We start from the raw sequence: 15,947 nt of genomic DNA, 5'->3' as shown, positions 1-15,947 counted from the left end.
TCCACCTCTTTGTTCCCACATGGCTTTTCTTTTGCACACCATTGTGCAATTACACAGTTGTGTGCAAGTTACGTGACTGCACAGCTTTGTGCAAAATGGAGGCATGACCACGGGTAGCTCAGGCAACGGCGCCGGCTCAAGCAGGGCGGACGCGAACCGCCGCCGCATCATGGACGTCGCGCTGATGGAACTGCTGCGCGATCCGGACGCGAGCATGGACCAGATCGCACGGGCGGCGGGCGTCGTACGGCGCACGGTGTACGGGCACTTCCCCAGCCGGGAGGCACTGATCGCCGCACTCACCGACGGAGCGGCCGAAGCGGTGATCGCCGCCCACACCGCGGGGCGGGCCGGGGTCGACGACCCGGCGGAGGCGCTGGCCAGGGCGATGCTCGCGGTCTGGGAGATCGCCGACCGCTACCGGCTGCTGGTCGCGATGGCGCAGCGGAGCGTCACGATGGAAGGCATCAAGCAGCGCCTGACGCCGGTGCGGGAGGACTGCGTGGCCCTGCTGCGGCGCGGCCAGCAGGAGGGCGTCTTCGCGTCCCGGGTGCCGGCGGCGGCGCTGGCGTACGTCCACGAACAGTCCCTTTTCGGGCTGATGGAGGCCGTCAACGAAGGCCTCCTCCCGGCGGAGGACGCGGGGCGCGCGGCGGCGGAGACGGCGCTGCGGGCGGCGGGGGTCCGGGAGGAGAGGGTGGGGGAGCTTCTGGGTCTGGTGTTGGGGGGCGGGGGGTAGGGCGGGGGCTGCCCGCGGGGAGCGGGGTTGTGATGCGGGCGCGGGGCAGCCGAGGGGCCGTGGTGCGGGGCAGGTGGGCGCGGGCGCGGGGTGCACGTGGGGGTGGCGGGCGTGGGGTGAGGGGACACCGCCCGGTGGGGGCCGCCCCCTTGCCCGCCCGGTTCCGCCCCCGGGGGGCGGCCCCGCCGCCCAGGGGGCTGACGGGGGGGGTGGAGGGCGGCCCCGCCGCCCAAAAGGGCTACCGGACGTGGGAGCGGGGCCTTCGGCCATGGGGGCCGGCGGCGGGCCGGGGTCAGCTCGTTGACTTGGCGGGGTGCGGTACCGGGTGTTCGGTGGGGTGGTCGTCCGGGTCGGGTCCTTCCTCCGTCAGCGTCTGTTCGTCGAACGGCAGTCTGCCGCCCAGCACCAGTCCCACCCGTTCGCGGTCGATCTCCTTCGTCCACGTCCCCACGAGGACCGTCGCCACCGCGTTCCCCGCGAAGTTCGTCAGCGCCCTGGCCTCGCTCATGAACCGGTCGACGCCGACGATCAGTCCGACCCCGTCCACCAATTCGGGCCGGTGCGACTGGAGGCCGCCGGCCAGCGTGGCCAGCCCGGCACCCGTCACCCCCGCCGCGCCCTTCGAAGCGATGATCATGAAGCCGAGGAGTGCGACCTGCTCGCCGAGGTTGAGCGGGTCCCCCATCGCGTTCGCGATGAACAGCGACGCCATCGTCAGGTAGATCGCCGTGCCGTCCAGGTTGAACGAGTACCCCGTCGGCACCGTGATGCCGACCACCGGCTTGCTGACCCCCAGGTGCTCCATCTTCGCGATCAGCCTCGGCAGGGCCGTCTCCGACGACGAGGTGGACAGGATCAGCAGGAACTCCCGGCCCAGGTACTTGAGGAGCTTGAAGATGTTCATGCCCGTGCACAGCTTCAGGATCGCCCCGAGCACCACGAAGACGAACAGCACGCACGTCACGTAGAAGGCGATCATGATGACGGCGAGGGCCTGCAACGCCTTCGCGCCCGTCTCGCCGACGACCGCCGCGATCGCGCCGAACGCACCCACCGGCGCCGCCCACATCACCATCGCGAGGATCCGGAACACCAGCCGCTGCAGGTGCCCGATGCCGCGCAGCACCGGCTCACCGGACCTGCCCATCGCCTGGAGCGCGAAGCCCACCAGCAGCGCGACGAACAGGGTCTGGAGCACCGAGCCCTCGGTGAACGCGGACACCAGCGTCTTGGGGATGATGCCGAGCAGGAAGTCGGCCGTCCCCTCGCTCGCGCCCTCGGCCTGCTTGGCGCCCGCGCCCTTGTGCGCCTCCAGGTCGAGGTCGGTGCCCGGATGGATCATGTTGCCGACCAGCAGACCGATACCGAGCGCGACCGTGGACATGACCATGAAGTAGCCGAGTGCGAGACCGCCGACAGCACCGACCTTGGCGGCCTTGCGGACCGAGCCGATGCCCAGCACGATCGTGCAGAAGATGATCGGTGAGATCAGCATCTTGATCAGGTTCACGAAGCCGGTGCCGATCGGCTTCAGATCCTTGGCCACGCCCGGGAACGCGAAGCCGACGGCGATGCCGAGGACGACGGCGAGGATGACCGCCAGGTAGAGGTAGTGCGACCGGTCCCGCTTCGTGCGGGCCGACGACGGAGGCCGGGCCGCCCGCTCCGCTTTCGATCCTGTATCCGCTGCGGCCACTGGGAGCCCTCCTCGTCGTCATCGCTGCGCGCACGTCGGCGCACGTCCCGGCGACTATGCACCAGCGCACCTTCCGGCGTTCGCTTTTGGTCGTTGAGTTCACAAAAGGGCCCATGTTGGCGCTCTGGACGTTCCCACGACGGGTGATCTCGTGGGAACGCACCGTAGCCAGGGTCCGCCGCGGGCCCTACCGTGGGCCCGGTGCCCCTGCCCTCTGCCACTCCCGCCCCGGACGCCCCGCCGCCCTTCGACGCCCTCGCCGCACGCCGGCTGCGGGAGGCGCTGGGGATGACGCACGGCCATGTCGCGTACGGGCTGCAGTCGCAGTACGGACTCGACATCGGCCCGGACCTGGTCGCCGCGTGGGAACGCGGACTGCGCACGCCCACCAGTCGCGAGGTGAGCGCGATGGCCGGGGTGCTGTGGTGCTCCCCCGCCGAACTCCTGCTCGCCGCGCGCACATTGCGTGAGCACCGCACGGCGCACGGGCTCGGTGCCGACGACATGGCGCGTCGGGTCGGACTCGGGCTGGACGCCTACCTGAGGATGGAGGAGGCCGGCCGGTGGCGGGGCAACGACCGCCAGACCGCCGCGCTCGTCGCCGAACTCGGTCTGTCCCCCGCCCAGTTCATCACCGCGGCCGGCCGGGAGGAGGAACTCGCCGAACTTCTGCGGAGCGCGGTGACGACACGCTGGCAGGCGTATGTACGCCCCCTCGTCAAGCTGCTTCCGGGGGGCCGGGCCGCGCTCCCGAACCCGCCGGAGGACGTCCTGCTGCGGCTGCACGCCGACTACCAGTCACGGATGGTGGCGACGCTGGGGTGGGGCGGCGGCGTGGGGGACGCGGGCGACGGCGCTGCCGGGCGGGAGTTCCTGAAGAGCATCGTGGAGCGTTTCTGGGAGCGCGCGGAGGCGACTCGCCAGATGTGAGACCGCCGGGCGGACGCGGCACCGTCCCGGTCGTCCGCGGGAAGAGACGACCGCGACTCCTCTCGGGGCGCTAGAAGACCGACTCCGCCTCGTCCATCCGTTCGGCCGGGACCGTCTTCAGCTCGTGGACGCCCTCCGCGAGCGGCACCATCTCGATGTTCGTGCCACGGAGCGCCGTCATCTTGCCGAACTGCCCGGAGTGCGCCGCCTCCACCGCCTGCCAGCCGAACCGGGTCGCGAGGACGCGGTCGTACGCGGTGGGGGTGCCGCCGCGCTGGACGTGGCCGAGGATGACCGGGCGGGCCTCCTTGCCGAGCCGGGCCTCCAGCTCGACGGCGAGCCGGGTGCCGATGCCGGTGAAGCGCTCGTGTCCGAACTGGTCGATGACGCCCTTCTCGTACGGCATGGTGCCCTCGACCGGACGCGCGCCCTCCGCGACGCAGACGACGGCGAACTTCTTGCCGCGCGCGAACCGCTCCTCGACCATCTTGACCAGTGAGTCGACCTCGAAGGGCCGCTCGGGCAGGCAGATGCCGTGGGCTCCGCCGGCCATGCCGGACTCCAGGGCGATCCAGCCCGCGTGCCGGCCCATGACCTCGACGACCATGACGCGCTGGTGCGACTCGGCGGTCGTCTTCAGACGGTCTATGGCCTCGGTCGCGACACCGACGGCGGTGTCGAAGCCGAAGGTGCGGTCGGTGCCGTTGATGTCGTTGTCGATGGTCTTCGGTACGCCCACCACCGGCATGCCCGCCTCGGACAGCATCCGGGCGGCGGTCAGCGTGCCCTCGCCGCCGATCGGGATGAGGACGTCGATGCCGTACTTGGTGGCCAGTTCGGCGCAGTTCTCGGCGGCCTCGCGGAGTCGGTCGCGCTCCAGCCGGGCCGAGCCGAGAATCGTGCCGCCGCGCGCCAGGATGCCGCTGACCGCGTTGAGGTCCAGGGGGCGGTAGTAACCGTCGAGGAGGCCCTTGAAGCCGTCCTCGAACCCGATGACCTCGTCGTTGTGTCCGGCGACGGCGCGATGCACGACCGACCGGATCACTGCGTTCAGCCCGGGACAGTCGCCGCCTGCCGTGAGAACTCCGATACGCATCGTGCTGTGTCTCCTGCTCTTGGTGGTACTTGTGAGCCCGATTTCGATTGTTCCACGATCCGCATGTCACCCGCGCTCACGGATACTCGCAGGTGTCTCGCCCGGGCGGGCGCTCTAACCATGCCCAAAGGTATTGTCAAGGGTGCAAGATCACCCTATCCGTACAAACTCAGCAAATTCACTGCTCACTGCGGCAGGGAGCGGCAGACCGGGTACGAGTCCCGCACGAGCCGCAGTGGTGGACCGACGACGAGACGGAGAGCACGCGTGACACGCAGCGTGTACGTGACCGGCATCGACCGGGGGGACGGCCGCCAGGTCGTCGAGCTGGGAGTCATGGAACTCCTGACCCGCCAGGTGGACCGAGTGGGTGTGTTCCGCCCCCTCGTGCACGACGGCCCCGACCGCCTCTTCGAGTTGCTGCGGGCCCGGTACCGGCTGTCCCAGGATCCGGGGACGGTCTACGGGATGGAGTACGGACCGGCCTCCGCCCTCCAGGCGGAGCGGGGCACCGACGAACTGGTCTCCCAGCTCGTCGACCGCTTCCACCAGGTGGCCCGGGACTACGAGGTGGTGCTCGTCCTCGGCACGGACTTCGCGGACACCCAGCTCCCGGACGAGCTGGCGCTGAACGCGCGGCTGGCCAACGAGTTCGGCGCGTCCGTCATACCCGTGGTCGGCGGCCGGAAGCAGCCGGCCGAGTCGGTGCGCGCCGAGGCGCGCAACGCGTTCCGCGCCTACGCCGGCCTGGGCTGCGACGTACTGACGCTGGTCGTGAACCGGGTCGCCCCCGCCGACCGCGCCGAGATCGCCGAGCGCCTCAACGACAGCCGGCTGCCGGTTCCCGCGTACGTGCTCCCGGACGAGCCCGCGCTGGCGGCGCCGACGGTCGCCCAGATCACCCAGTCGCTGGGCGGAACGGTTCTGCTCGGCGACGACGCGGGTCTCGCGCGCGATGCGCTCGACTTCGTCTTCGGCGGCGCGATGCTGCCGAACTTCCTCAACGCACTGACCCCGGGCTGCCTGGTCGTCACCCCCGGCGACCGCTCGGACCTGGTGGTCGGCTCGCTGGCCGCGCACAGCGCCGGTACGCCGCCCATCGCGGGCGTCCTGCTGACGCTGGACGAGCGGCCCGGCAAGGAGATCCTCACCCTGGCCTCGCGGCTCGCGCCCGGCACGCCGGTGATCTCCGTCCCGGGCAGGTCCTTCCCGACGGCGGGCGAGCTGTTCGCGCTGGAGGGCAAGCTCAACGCCGCGACCCCGCGCAAGGCCGAGACCGCTCTGGGCCTCTTCGAGCGACATGTCGACACGTCGGATCTGCTGGACCGGATGTCGGTGGCCCGCAGCGGACGCGTCACGCCGATGATGTTCGAGCACGAACTGCTGGAACAGGCCCGCTCGGACCGCCGTCGCGTCGTCCTGCCCGAGGGCACCGAGGAACGCGTACTGCGCGCCGCCGACGTGCTCGTGCGCCGCGACGTCTGCGACCTGACCCTCCTCGGCGACGTCGACGTCATCCGCAAGAAGGCAGCCGACCTGGGCGTCGACCTCTCGTCGGCCGAACTCATCGACCCGACCAACTCCGAGCTGCGGCAGCGGTTCGCCGAGCGGTACGCCGGACTGCGCGCGCACAAGGGCGTCACGGTGGAGCTGGCGTACGACGTGGTCGCCGACGTGAACTACTTCGGCACCCTGATGGTCCAGGAGGGCCTGGCGGACGGCATGGTCTCCGGCTCGGTGCACTCCACGGCCGCCACCATCCGCCCCGCCTTCGAGATCATCAAGACCAAACCGGACGCCAAGATCGTCTCCTCGGTCTTCTTCATGTGCCTGGCGGACAAGGTCCTGGTGTACGGCGACTGCGCGGTCAACCCGGACCCGAACGCCGTGCAGCTCGCGGACATCGCGATCCAGTCGGCGGGCACCGCGGCGCAGTTCGGCGTGGACCCGCGGATGGCGATGCTGTCGTACTCCACGGGCACCTCGGGTGCGGGCGCGGACGTCGACAAGGTGCGGGAGGCGACGGAGCTCGTCCGGTCCTCGCGCCCCGACCTGCTGGTCGAGGGGCCGATCCAGTACGACGCGGCGGTGGAGCCCTCGGTGGCCGCGACCAAACTGCCCGGCTCCGCGGTCGCGGGCCAGGCGAGCGTACTGATCTTCCCGGACCTCAACACCGGCAACAACACCTACAAGGCGGTACAGCGCTCGGCGGGTGCGGTCGCCGTCGGCCCGGTCCTCCAGGGCCTGCGCAAACCGGTCAACGACCTGTCCCGCGGCGCGCTCGTCCAGGACATCGTCAACACGGTCGCCATCACCGCCATCCAGGCCCAGTCCCAGAACTCCTGACCGACCCGTGGCACCCCCGCAGCCCCCTCGGGCGGCGGGGCCGCCCCCGGGGCGGAACGGGCCGGCAAGGGGGCGGCCCCCACGCGGAGCGTCCCGCCCCCGCCCCTACGCCCGCCCACCCCGCGACCTCCGCACCCCACCCCGACATCCACCCCCGCACGAGAAGGCCCCCCGTGACCCCCACCCGCATCCTCGTCCTCAACTCCGGCTCCTCCTCCCTCAAGTACCAGCTCCTGGACATGCGCGACCACTCCCGCCTCGCCCTCGGCCTCGTGGAGAAGATCGGCGAGCAGACCTCCGCGCTCACGCACACCCCCCTCCTCGGCGAGGACGCCGGCAAGAAGCGCGTGCACGAGACCCGGTTCGCCGACCACGACGAGGCCCTCCAGGCGGTCGCCCTCGAACTCGCCGCCGACGGTCTCGGCCTGGACTCCCCGGAGCTGGCGGCGATCGGTCACCGGGTCGTGCACGGCGGGCTGAGGTTCAGCGCCCCGACCGTGGTCACGGACGAGGTGCTGGCGGAGATCGAGCGCCTGGTCCCCGTCGCACCGCTGCACAACCCCGCCAACATCACCGGCATCAAGACCGCGCAGGCCCTGCGCCCGGACCTCCCCCAGGTCGCCGTCTTCGACACGGCCTTCCACACGACGATGCCGGAGTACGCCGCCCGCTACGCCATCGACGTCGAGACCGCCGACGCGCACCGCATCCGCCGCTACGGCTTCCACGGCACCTCGCACGCCTTCGTCTCCCGCAGGACGGCCGCGCTGCTCGGCAAGGACCCCTCCGAGGTCAACGTCATCGTCCTGCACCTGGGCAACGGCGCCTCCGCGTCCGCCGTCGCGGGCGGTCGCTGCGTCGACACCTCGATGGGCCTCACCCCGCTCGAAGGCCTCGTCATGGGCACCCGCTCGGGCGACCTCGACCCGGCGGTGATCTTCCACCTGGAGCGGGTGGCCGGAATGTCGAGCGAGGAAATCGACACGCTCCTCAACAAGAAGAGCGGCCTGGTCGGTCTCTGCGGCGAGAACGACATGCGGGAAATCCGCCGCCGTATCGACGAGGGCGACAAGCAGGCCGAACTCGCCTTCGAGATCTACATCCACCGGCTGAAGAAGTACATCGGCGCGTACTCCGCCGTCCTGGGCAAGGTGGACGCGGTGGCCTTCACCGCGGGCGTCGGCGAGAACGCGGCCCCGGTGCGTGAGGCGGCCGTGACAGGCCTGGAGGAGCTGGGTCTGGCGGTGGACGCCACCCTCAATTCCGTACGTTCCGACGAACCCCGGATCATTTCTCCGGAGTACGCGCGGGTTGCCGTGGCCGTTGTACCGACGGATGAGGAACTGGAAATCGCCCACCAGGCGTATGACCTGGTGCGCGAGAGCGACTGAGCGCGTCTGAGCACCCGCGCGCCCATTTGTACATTCCACCAGACGGAATATTCCGCAGCGAAACAAACCGATAGGATCCGCCTTATGCGCCGTTCCAAAATCGTCTGCACCCTTGGCCCCGCCGTCGACTCCCACGAGCAGCTCGTCGCTCTGATCGAAGCCGGCATGAGCGTGGCCCGATTCAACTTCAGCCACGGCACCCACGAGGAGCACCAGGGCCGGTACGACCGCGTCCGCCGGGCCGCCGCCGAGACGGGCCGTGCGGTGGGCGTGCTCGCCGACCTCCAGGGCCCGAAGATCCGCCTGGCGAAGTTCGCCGAGGGCCCCGTCGAGCTCGTCCGCGGCGACGAGTTCACCATCACGGCCGAGGACGTCCCCGGCGACAAGTCCATCTGCGGCACCACGTACAAGGGCCTGCCGGGCGACGTCCAGAAGGGCGACCCGATCCTCATCAACGACGGCAACGTCGAGCTGAAGGTCGTGGCGGTCGAGGGCCCGCGGGTCAGGACGATCGTCATCGAGGGCGGCGTCATCTCCGACCACAAGGGCATCAACCTGCCCGGCGCGGCGGTCAACGTCCCGGCCCTTTCGGAGAAGGACGTCGAGGACCTCCGCTTCGCGCTGCGCATGGGATGCGACCTGGTCGCGCTGTCCTTCGTACGGGACGCGGACGACGTCAAGGACGTGCACAAGGTGATGGACGAGGAGGGCCGCCGGGTCCCCGTCGTCGCCAAGGTGGAGAAGCCGCAGGCCGTCGAGCACATGGAGGGCATCGTCGCGGCCTTCGACGGCGTCATGGTGGCCCGAGGCGACCTGGCCGTGGAGTACCCGCTCGAAAAGGTCCCGATGGTGCAGAAGCGCCTCATCGAGCTGTGCCGCCGCAACGCCAAGCCGGTGATCGTGGCGACCCAGATGATGGAGTCGATGATCACCAACTCGCGCCCGACCCGCGCGGAGGCCTCGGACGTCGCCAACGCGATCCTCGACGGCGCGGACGCGGTCATGCTCTCCGCCGAATCCTCGGTCGGCGCGTACCCCATCGAGACCGTCAAGACGATGTCCAAGATCGTCGTCGCGGCCGAGGAGGAACTCCTCTCCAAGGGCCTCCAGCCCCTGGTGCCCGGCAAGAAGCCGCGCACCCAGGGCGGTTCCGTCGCCCGCGCGGCCTGCGAGATCGCGGACTTCCTGGACGGCAAGGCGCTGGTCGCCTTCACTCAGTCCGGTGACACGGCCCGCCGCCTCTCCCGCTACCGCGCGGCCCAGCCGATCCTCGCCTTCACCACCGACGAGGCCACCCGCAACCAGCTCGCGCTGAGCTGGGGCATCGAGTCCTTCGTGGTTCCGCACGTCGACAACACGGACGCCATGGTCGACCTCGTCGACGCCGAGCTGCTCAAGCTCCAGCGCTACAACAACGGCGACACCATGGTCATCACCGCCGGTTCGCCCCCCGGCATCCCCGGCACCACGAACATGGTCCGGGTCCACCACCTGGGCGGCGAAGAGGCCTCCGCCTGACGGCAGTCGGCGTTCGCGTGCGTACCGGAGCAACACGTACGTGAGCGGCTCGTACGTGAGCACGCGAGGGAAGGGCGGGCCCCGGGTTTCTCCCCGGCGCCCGCCCTTCCCGCATGGTGCGTACGGAACTCAGCCGGCCGCCCGGCCCGTACCCGGGCCCGTGAAGTAGTTGTGCAGGCCGGGGACCGTCAGCGTGCCGCCGAACTGGCCGGCCTGGGTGACCTTGACGTCGGTGAACATGGCGATCGGCACGTTCAGCGGCGGCGGGGTCCGAGGGCTGAAGGTCACCGGGATGAGGCCGAAGAGGTTGCCCTTCAGCTCCTCCGTGTACATCGTCACGGTGCCCCGACGCAGGGTGGAGGTGGAGCCCTTGCGCGCCTGGACGTGCCCCGTGGTGCCCGCCGGGCCGACGGTCATCTGGTGCAGGTCCTTGATGTCCGTCTCCTTCGCGGTGAACTTCAGGACCTTCTTGATCCTGCCGCTCGCCGTGCGGACCTCCACGACGCCCGCGTAGTCCAGACCGCGCAGGGTGAGCATCGAGGTCTCCAGGACCCACGGGTCGTCCGGCAGGTCCGGGATACCCGGCTCCAGCTCGGCTTCCGCGAGCGCCCGGGGGTCGGCGGTGGGGCAGGGGAAGGGGATCGTGCCGTCGGCGTTGGGGGCGAGGTCGGGCTTGCCGTCACCGTCCTGGTCGAAGTCCGCGACCTCGATGCCGAGCTTCGCGGCCGCGTCGCGGATGGCCTTCTCGGTCCTGGCCGCCGCGGCTTCCGCCTCCTGCTTCGCCTTTCCGGCCGCCTCGTCCGCCTTTTCCTCTGCGTCCCTGGCGTCCTTGCCCTTCTTTGCCTCCTCGGCTGCCCCGGCTGCCTCGGGGGTTGCCGCGCCGGACTTGGGGCCGGCGTCCTTAGCGCCCTTCGCCGCGTCCTTGCCGGGGACGGTGCCGCCCGCGTCGGCCGGGGCGCTCGTCGTCGCAGGCGTGGGCACGGCATCGCCGGCCGTGCCGCCCTCGGGGGCAGTCGGTTTCGCGGTGCCCGTCGGGGCGGGAGGCGACGGGCGGGCCGGGGGCTCGTCCTTCTTGGCGCCGAGGCCGTCGAAGAAGTCCTTGATCTTGGGGCCCACGCCGAGCGGGTCGAGGGGGTTGTGGGTCTCCTTCTCGGCGGGGGCCGGCGTGGGGGTGGAGGCGGGTGGGGCGGCCGGGGGCTTGGCCCCTGTGGTGGGACCACCCGACGGAGTCCTGGCGTCCGTGCCGGCGGGGGGCTCGGTGGCGCCCGGAGCCGGAGCGCCCTTGTCCATGCCGGGTTCCCCGTCCGCGCCTGCCTCGGCGCCCTTGTCCGCGCCCGCGTCCTTTCCGGCCTCCGCGTCCGCCTTGCCCCGGGAGTCCGCGCCCTCCGCTTCGGCGCCCCTGTCCGGCGTGCCGTCGCCGTTCTTGTCCGGCTCGTCCGGCTGCGTCACGCACGGGCCCGGGGCGAACGGGTTGGCCGGCTCACCGGCGGCCATCGCCGGCTTCGGTGTCAGGCTCATCCCGACGAACACCGCGGTCGGCATCGCCGCGAGGGCCAGGGCCTTGCCCGCGGGCAGCTGGAACCTGGTCAGCAGCGACTTCTTGGGGGCCGCGTGACGCGGCCCCCCTCTGCGACGGGGCGCCACTCCCCCACCCGCGGCCCCCTGGGCCTCTTCACCCCGCACTGTTCCTCCTGCCATCGGCGTCGACAGACGTATCGGTCGTGTCCGTCCCGCGGGACGGGGGCGGAGCGGGGAGGTGCGTATCGGCCGCGGTTCCCTCGGGCTTCGAGAGGTCGAGCGCCGTCGTCCGCCCGGTTGCCGGAGCGACCGCGGCGGGGTCCGCGGCCGGAGCAGCGGCCGGGGCGGAAGACGCGCCGCCGTATCCGCCCGGCTCCGTACCCGGCGCGACGGCGTAGGGGTGGGCGTCCGTCCTCGCCGGGGCCCACGCGATCGACATCGCGCCTCCCACCATGGAGAGCAGGAAGCCGAACAGGAAGCCGCCGAGGTTCGACACCGGTATGGAGACGAGGGCGAGCAGGATCGAGGCGACGCCCGCGAAGATCCGCACGATGGAGTGGAACCACATCGTGAGGCCCAGCGTGACCAGCAGGACGCCGATGATCAGCGAGCCCGCGCCCGCCGTGGTCGCCATGGTGATCGTGAGCGCGCCCATTTTCACGTCGTTGTAAGGGAAATACATGATTGGGACGCCACCGACGAGGGTGAGGAGTCCCGCCCAGAACGGCCGGACGCCTCGCCAGGCGCGGAAGCGCAGCCGCCAGTAGTGGACATCGCGGCCCTGGCTCGGAACCGTGGTCTCGGCGCTCATGAAAACAGCTCCCTGGAACCGGTGTTGCTGTACAGAAGAGGAGGGAGGAAGGGGAGCGGGCGGGACGCCGCGGCGACGCGCGACGGCATCCCGGCCCGCAACGGGGTGCCTAGTAGCACTCCTTGACGCCCTTGTGCAGACGCAGGTTGAGGCCGCTGAGCTTGAAGGTGCCCGCCGACGTCGCCCAGGCGCGCTGCTTCACCTTGGTCAGCACGGCCGTGTCCGCCTGCTGGGCGAACCCGAACTTGTTCGCCTCGGTCTTGGGCTGGATGCCCGGACCCTTGTCGGCGCTGCCGGCCGCGACGCCGATGTCGATGTTGCTGAACTCGGCGTCGGCGTCGAGCTCGGCGACGTCCAGGTAGATGTTCTCGGCATGCACCGGTGTGCCGCCGGTACCGGCCCTGAGCATCAGGCTGACACTGCCGAAGACCGGGACGTTGGGCGTGACGACCGACTGGCACATGTTCGTGATGTCGGCCGTCTTGAAGCCGGAGACCGCGACCGGGTGCAGGGTCGGCTTGCCGTCGAGGTCGTTGCCCTTGGCGAGGCTGCCGTACTGCACGAAGCCCGTGGCGTCCAGCTTGTCGGCCGTGACCTTGAAGTCCTGGCCGGAGACGCTGAACGAAGCCGCCAGCGCGCCCTGGGCCATGGCGACGCCTATCGCGGCGGTCGCGGCGACGGTCGGCACCATGACGACCGCGAAGCGACGCCATCTGGTTCCACCGCGTACTTGGGAGCTCATGTACTTTCCTCCTTCTCGGACGTACGTCTCCGGTACGGGCAGGGCCCGTTCCGGGAGGGGAGAAGTGCTACGTCCTCGGAGTACGAGAGCCCGCGTCGGCCGTCAGGCGTGAGCCACGTCCGAACCACCGGCGCCCACCCCCGAGCGACAACCACTGGGCCACGCGTTCGCGCAACCTGCTGGACAGGCCCCGCCGCGCGGCGGAGACCCCCCTGTCCGGAGCCGGCACCACTGCTGCCGGCCCACCCGGTGGGGACCCTCGGAACCGTCGCCCCGACTGGCTTCCGGGACGCGTTCGAAGGACCGGGCGTCGCCGATCGTGGTGCATGCACGGGCGTGGGCACAAGGGGTTCGTTACTCACTGGTAACGCCTTGATCACCAGGTCGCTGCCGAGCGGTCTCGCAGGGTGGCGGACGGGTGCGGCCGGTGACCCGGAAAACCGGGTGATTGCCGCAACAAGGCGGACAGAAGGCCGAGTTCCTGTTACTTCAAGTAACAGCGACCGCGATTGCCAAGTTCGGCAAAGCGCGGCCGCGTTTTATCACTGTGTCGCCAAATCACCGCGATGCGGAGGGACATCGCGGATGCGGGAGCGGCGGTACGGGTTCTGTCCCGCCACCGGCCCGGAAGGAGGGCCGGCGGGCGGGCTGCTAGAAGAGCACCCGCGCCAGCGCGGTACGGGCGGCGCTCACCCGCGGGTCGTCGGCGCCGACGACCTCGAAGAGCTCCAGCAGCCGGACCCGCGCCGCGTCCCGGTCGTCCCCTGCCGTCACGCGCACCGTGTCGACGAGGCGGGAGAACGCGTCTTCGACGTGGCCGCCCGCCAGGTCCAGCTCGGCCGCGGCGATCTGCGCGGCCGGATCGGCGGGCCGGTCGGCGGCGTCCTTGCGGGTCTGCTGCGGGTCCAGCTTCGTGACCCGCGCGAGGAGTTCGGCCTGGACGAGACCGGCCTTGGCGTCCGGGTTCGCCGGGTCGTCCGCGAGGACGTTCTTGTACGCCTGGACGGCACCCGCGAAGTCGTTGGCGTTCAGCGCGTCCATGGCCGCGTCGAGCAGCGCGTCGTACGGGCCGACCGGGGCCGGCGTCTCCGCCACGGGACCGTCGGCGACCTGGATACCGGTCAGCCCGAAACGCTCCTCGCCGACCTGGATGAGCTGGTCGAGGGTGGCCCGGACCTGCTCCTCGGGCGCGACGCCCTGGAAGAGCGGCAGGGCCTGGCCCGCCACGACCGCGAACACGGCCGGAACGCCCTGGACGGCGAACTGCTGCCAACAGCATCGGGTTCGTCTCGCCCTCGACCTTGGCGAGGACGAACCGTCCCCGGTACTCCTCGGTGAGACGGGCCAGCTGCTGCGTGAGCTGCTCGCTCTGTTCGGAGCGCCGCGACCAGAAGGCCACGACGACCGGGACCTCGGAGGCGAGCTGGAGTACTTGGGTCTCAAACCGGCTTCGTCGACGTCGAAGACGAGGTGCGAGGCGGGCGCGGCGGGCGCTCCGCCCTGCCGGGCGGCCTCGGCACGCGCCTGCTCCGCCTTCTGCCGGGCCTCGTTGGCCGCTTTCACCGCGGCGAGGTCTACGACGCCGCTCATGGACATGTTCCTAGGCTGCATGCGTACATCCTCCCCCCTCGGCGGCCCGTTCGGAAAAGCGCCCGGAAAGCACCCCGGTTGCCTTCGGGAAGTGCCCGAAAGCAACCGGGAAGTGCCCGAAAGGGCCCTCTGCCCGCACGCGGGTTCTTACGAGGGCCCGAGGGCGGTACTGCTTGGCTGGTGCCGGGTCCCCACCTGGCACCGGTGGTTGTCGCTCGGCCCATGTCCGGGTGACCGGCGCGGGCTTTCGCTACAGGCCGTAGCGTAACTCGACCGGCCGGGCGGACGACAGTGATCCGCCTCACGACCTGCTGCCAGACCCTGCGTACCGGCCGGTATGGTCTCGGTCATGCCGCCTCCCGCCACCCCGCCGCACCCCCGCACCGGACGGCCCCGCAGCGCCGCTGCGGACGCCGCGATCCTGGTCGCGACCCGGGAGGCGCTGGTGGAGCTGGGCTGGCCGAAGCTGACCATGGGCGACGTGGCGCGGCGCGCCGGGGTCGCCAAGACGACCCTGTACCGGCGGTGGGCGCACAAGAGCGAGCTGGTCGTGGACGCGGTCGCGGTCCTCTTCGACGAGCTGGAACTCCCGGACCGGGGAAGCCTGCTGGAGGACGTACAGGGTGTCGTCCTGCAGTTCGCCGCACTCCTGGAGCGCCCCGAGACGAAGACCGCGCTGATGGCGGTGGTCGCCGAGTCCACCCGCGACCCCGCCCTGCGCGAGCGCATCCGCTCGGCGATCGTCGAGCGTCAGAAGCGCCTCGTGCTCCTGGGCCGGGAGCGCGCGCAGGCCCGCGGCGAGCTGCCGTACGAGGAGTCCCCGGTGCAGGCCGCCCGCGACGCGGACCTGATCTTCGACGTGATCGCGGGGGCCGTCGTCCACCGGGCGCTGGTGAGCGCGGAACCGGTGGACGAGGCGTGGGCGCGCAGCTTCACGTCGCTGCTGGTGAGCGGTCTGGGCGGGGGCCGGGGCCGGTAGGCGTCGGACCTGGCAGCGGTCCGGCGCGAAGAGGTGGACGTTCTCCGCTCCTCGCTCGCTGGTCCGCCTCAGCCCGTCCTCCGGGGACGTCTGCGGCTCCCGGCCCGCCCACGCGCGCGCCCTCGTGTTGTCGGACAGCAGCCGCTCCACCTCGCTGCCCGGGGGCCCCAGCCGCGCCGGGCCGACGACGACCTCGGCCTCCCGGCCGGACACGGCGATGAGCGCGGCGGCCAGCCCACCGATCGCGATCTCGCGCCCGGCGCCCAGGTTGACCGTCTCGCCGAACGCCCGGCCGCACGCGGCCATGGCGAGGATGCCGCGCGCGGTGTCGGTGACGTTCTCCATACCGACGGCGTCGGTCTGCACGTACGCACCGGGCGAGGCGTAGCTGCAGGGGACGCCGATCAGGGCGGCGAGGCGGAAGACGGCGTCCGACACCCGGCCCGCGTCGCGCACGTCGCCCGCGAACATCTCGACCTGTGCTTGAGGAAGGCCTTCTCGGCGTGCGGCTTGCAGTGCACGAAGGCCCGGATCCGGCACCCGTCGCCCTCGCGGACACCAGTGTCAACTCCCCCTGCCCGTCTCCGCATT

11 protein-coding genes and 2 pseudogenes are annotated in these 15,947 nt (G+C 71.1%); 6 read left to right on the top strand and 7 right to left on the bottom strand.

Going from position 1 to position 15,947, the window contains the following annotated elements; genetic code table 11:
* The first annotated feature begins 103 nt into the window (after positions 1-103).
* A complete protein-coding gene (locus HNQ79_RS20505) occupies positions 104-739 on the top strand; it encodes a TetR/AcrR family transcriptional regulator (protein WP_185033126.1) in 636 nt (211 codons plus the stop codon).
* Between the two features lie 292 nt (positions 740-1,031).
* Here HNQ79_RS20505 and HNQ79_RS20500 read toward each other — a convergent pair whose 3' ends face one another.
* Complete coding sequence (locus HNQ79_RS20500) at positions 1,032-2,435, bottom strand: cation:dicarboxylate symporter family transporter (protein WP_185033124.1); 1,404 nt, start codon at positions 2,433-2,435, stop codon at positions 1,032-1,034.
* A gap of 207 nt (positions 2,436-2,642) precedes the next feature.
* Here HNQ79_RS20500 and HNQ79_RS20495 point away from each other — a divergent pair, with 207 nt between their 5' ends.
* Positions 2,643-3,365, top strand: coding sequence for a helix-turn-helix domain-containing protein (locus HNQ79_RS20495; RefSeq protein WP_185033234.1), 723 nt, complete (start codon positions 2,643-2,645; stop codon positions 3,363-3,365).
* Positions 3,366-3,435: 70 nt separating this feature from the next.
* Here HNQ79_RS20495 and HNQ79_RS20490 read toward each other — a convergent pair whose 3' ends face one another.
* Positions 3,436-4,461 (bottom strand): ATP-dependent 6-phosphofructokinase, encoded by a 1,026-nt coding sequence (locus HNQ79_RS20490; RefSeq protein WP_185033123.1) that lies wholly within the window; start codon positions 4,459-4,461, stop codon positions 3,436-3,438.
* 267 nt (positions 4,462-4,728) lie between these two features.
* Between HNQ79_RS20490 and pta the strand changes: the two genes are divergently transcribed.
* The 3 genes from pta (at position 4,729) to pyk (ending at position 9,716) form a co-directional block, all read left to right on the top strand.
* Positions 4,729-6,807 (top strand): phosphate acetyltransferase, encoded by a 2,079-nt coding sequence (gene pta / locus HNQ79_RS20485; protein ID WP_185033121.1) that lies wholly within the window; start codon positions 4,729-4,731, stop codon positions 6,805-6,807.
* A 173-nt stretch (positions 6,808-6,980) separates the two neighbouring features.
* Positions 6,981-8,198, top strand: coding sequence for an acetate kinase (locus HNQ79_RS20480; protein ID WP_185033119.1), 1,218 nt, complete (start codon positions 6,981-6,983; stop codon positions 8,196-8,198).
* 84 nt (positions 8,199-8,282) lie between these two features.
* Complete coding sequence (gene pyk, locus HNQ79_RS20475) at positions 8,283-9,716, top strand: pyruvate kinase (protein ID WP_185033117.1); 1,434 nt, start codon at positions 8,283-8,285, stop codon at positions 9,714-9,716.
* Positions 9,717-9,845: 129 nt separating this feature from the next.
* Here the strand turns inward: pyk and HNQ79_RS20470 are convergent, their stop codons facing one another.
* The 4 genes and pseudogenes from HNQ79_RS20470 to HNQ79_RS20455 all read right to left on the bottom strand — a co-directional run bounded on the left by HNQ79_RS20470 (position 9,846) and on the right by HNQ79_RS20455 (position 14,398).
* On the bottom strand, positions 9,846-11,399 hold the full coding sequence (locus tag HNQ79_RS20470) for a hypothetical protein (RefSeq protein WP_185033115.1): 1,554 nt from the start codon (positions 11,397-11,399) through the stop codon (positions 9,846-9,848).
* Positions 11,389-12,045, bottom strand: a complete 657-nt coding sequence (locus HNQ79_RS20465) for a DUF6114 domain-containing protein (protein WP_185033113.1) — start codon at positions 12,043-12,045, stop codon at positions 11,389-11,391. The genes HNQ79_RS20470 and HNQ79_RS20465 overlap by 11 nt, the downstream gene beginning before the upstream one ends.
* Positions 12,046-12,154: 109 nt before the next feature.
* Positions 12,155-12,787 carry a DUF6230 family protein gene (locus HNQ79_RS20460; protein WP_185033111.1) on the bottom strand — a complete coding sequence of 211 codons (633 nt, stop codon included), beginning with the start codon at positions 12,785-12,787 and terminating at the stop codon, positions 12,155-12,157.
* Between the two features lie 651 nt (positions 12,788-13,438).
* Positions 13,439-14,398, bottom strand: a pseudogene (locus HNQ79_RS20455) (co-chaperone YbbN).
* Between the two features lie 328 nt (positions 14,399-14,726).
* Here HNQ79_RS20455 and HNQ79_RS20450 point away from each other — a divergent pair.
* Complete coding sequence (locus tag HNQ79_RS20450; RefSeq protein WP_185033109.1) at positions 14,727-15,356, top strand: TetR/AcrR family transcriptional regulator; 630 nt, start codon at positions 14,727-14,729, stop codon at positions 15,354-15,356.
* A 6-nt stretch (positions 15,357-15,362) separates the two neighbouring features.
* On the opposite strand, the pseudogene HNQ79_RS33840 reads toward HNQ79_RS20450, so the two are convergent.
* Positions 15,363-15,898 (bottom strand): annotated as a pseudogene (locus HNQ79_RS33840) (hypothetical protein); the annotation flags it as partial.
* Positions 15,899-15,947 lie beyond the last annotated feature (49 nt).

The organism is Streptomyces candidus (assembly GCF_014207445.1).
In the GTDB taxonomy this organism is placed as follows: Bacteria; Actinomycetota; Actinomycetes; order Streptomycetales; family Streptomycetaceae; genus Streptomyces; species Streptomyces candidus.
This window is presented reverse-complemented; position numbering and strand designations above follow the sequence as displayed.

Coding starts and splice junctions, on each gene's coding strand:
- HNQ79_RS20505 (WP_185033126.1), top strand. CDS start 104: ATGACCACGGGTAGCTCAGGCAACGGCGCCGGCTCAAGCAGGGCGGAC.
- HNQ79_RS20490 (WP_185033123.1), bottom strand. CDS start 4,461: ATGCGTATCGGAGTTCTCACGGCAGGCGGCGACTGTCCCGGGCTGAAC.
- pyk (WP_185033117.1), top strand. CDS start 8,283: ATGCGCCGTTCCAAAATCGTCTGCACCCTTGGCCCCGCCGTCGACTCC.
- HNQ79_RS20465 (WP_185033113.1), bottom strand. CDS start 12,045: ATGAGCGCCGAGACCACGGTTCCGAGCCAGGGCCGCGATGTCCACTAC.
- HNQ79_RS20460 (WP_185033111.1), bottom strand. CDS start 12,787: ATGAGCTCCCAAGTACGCGGTGGAACCAGATGGCGTCGCTTCGCGGTC.
- HNQ79_RS20450 (WP_185033109.1), top strand. CDS start 14,727: ATGCCGCCTCCCGCCACCCCGCCGCACCCCCGCACCGGACGGCCCCGC.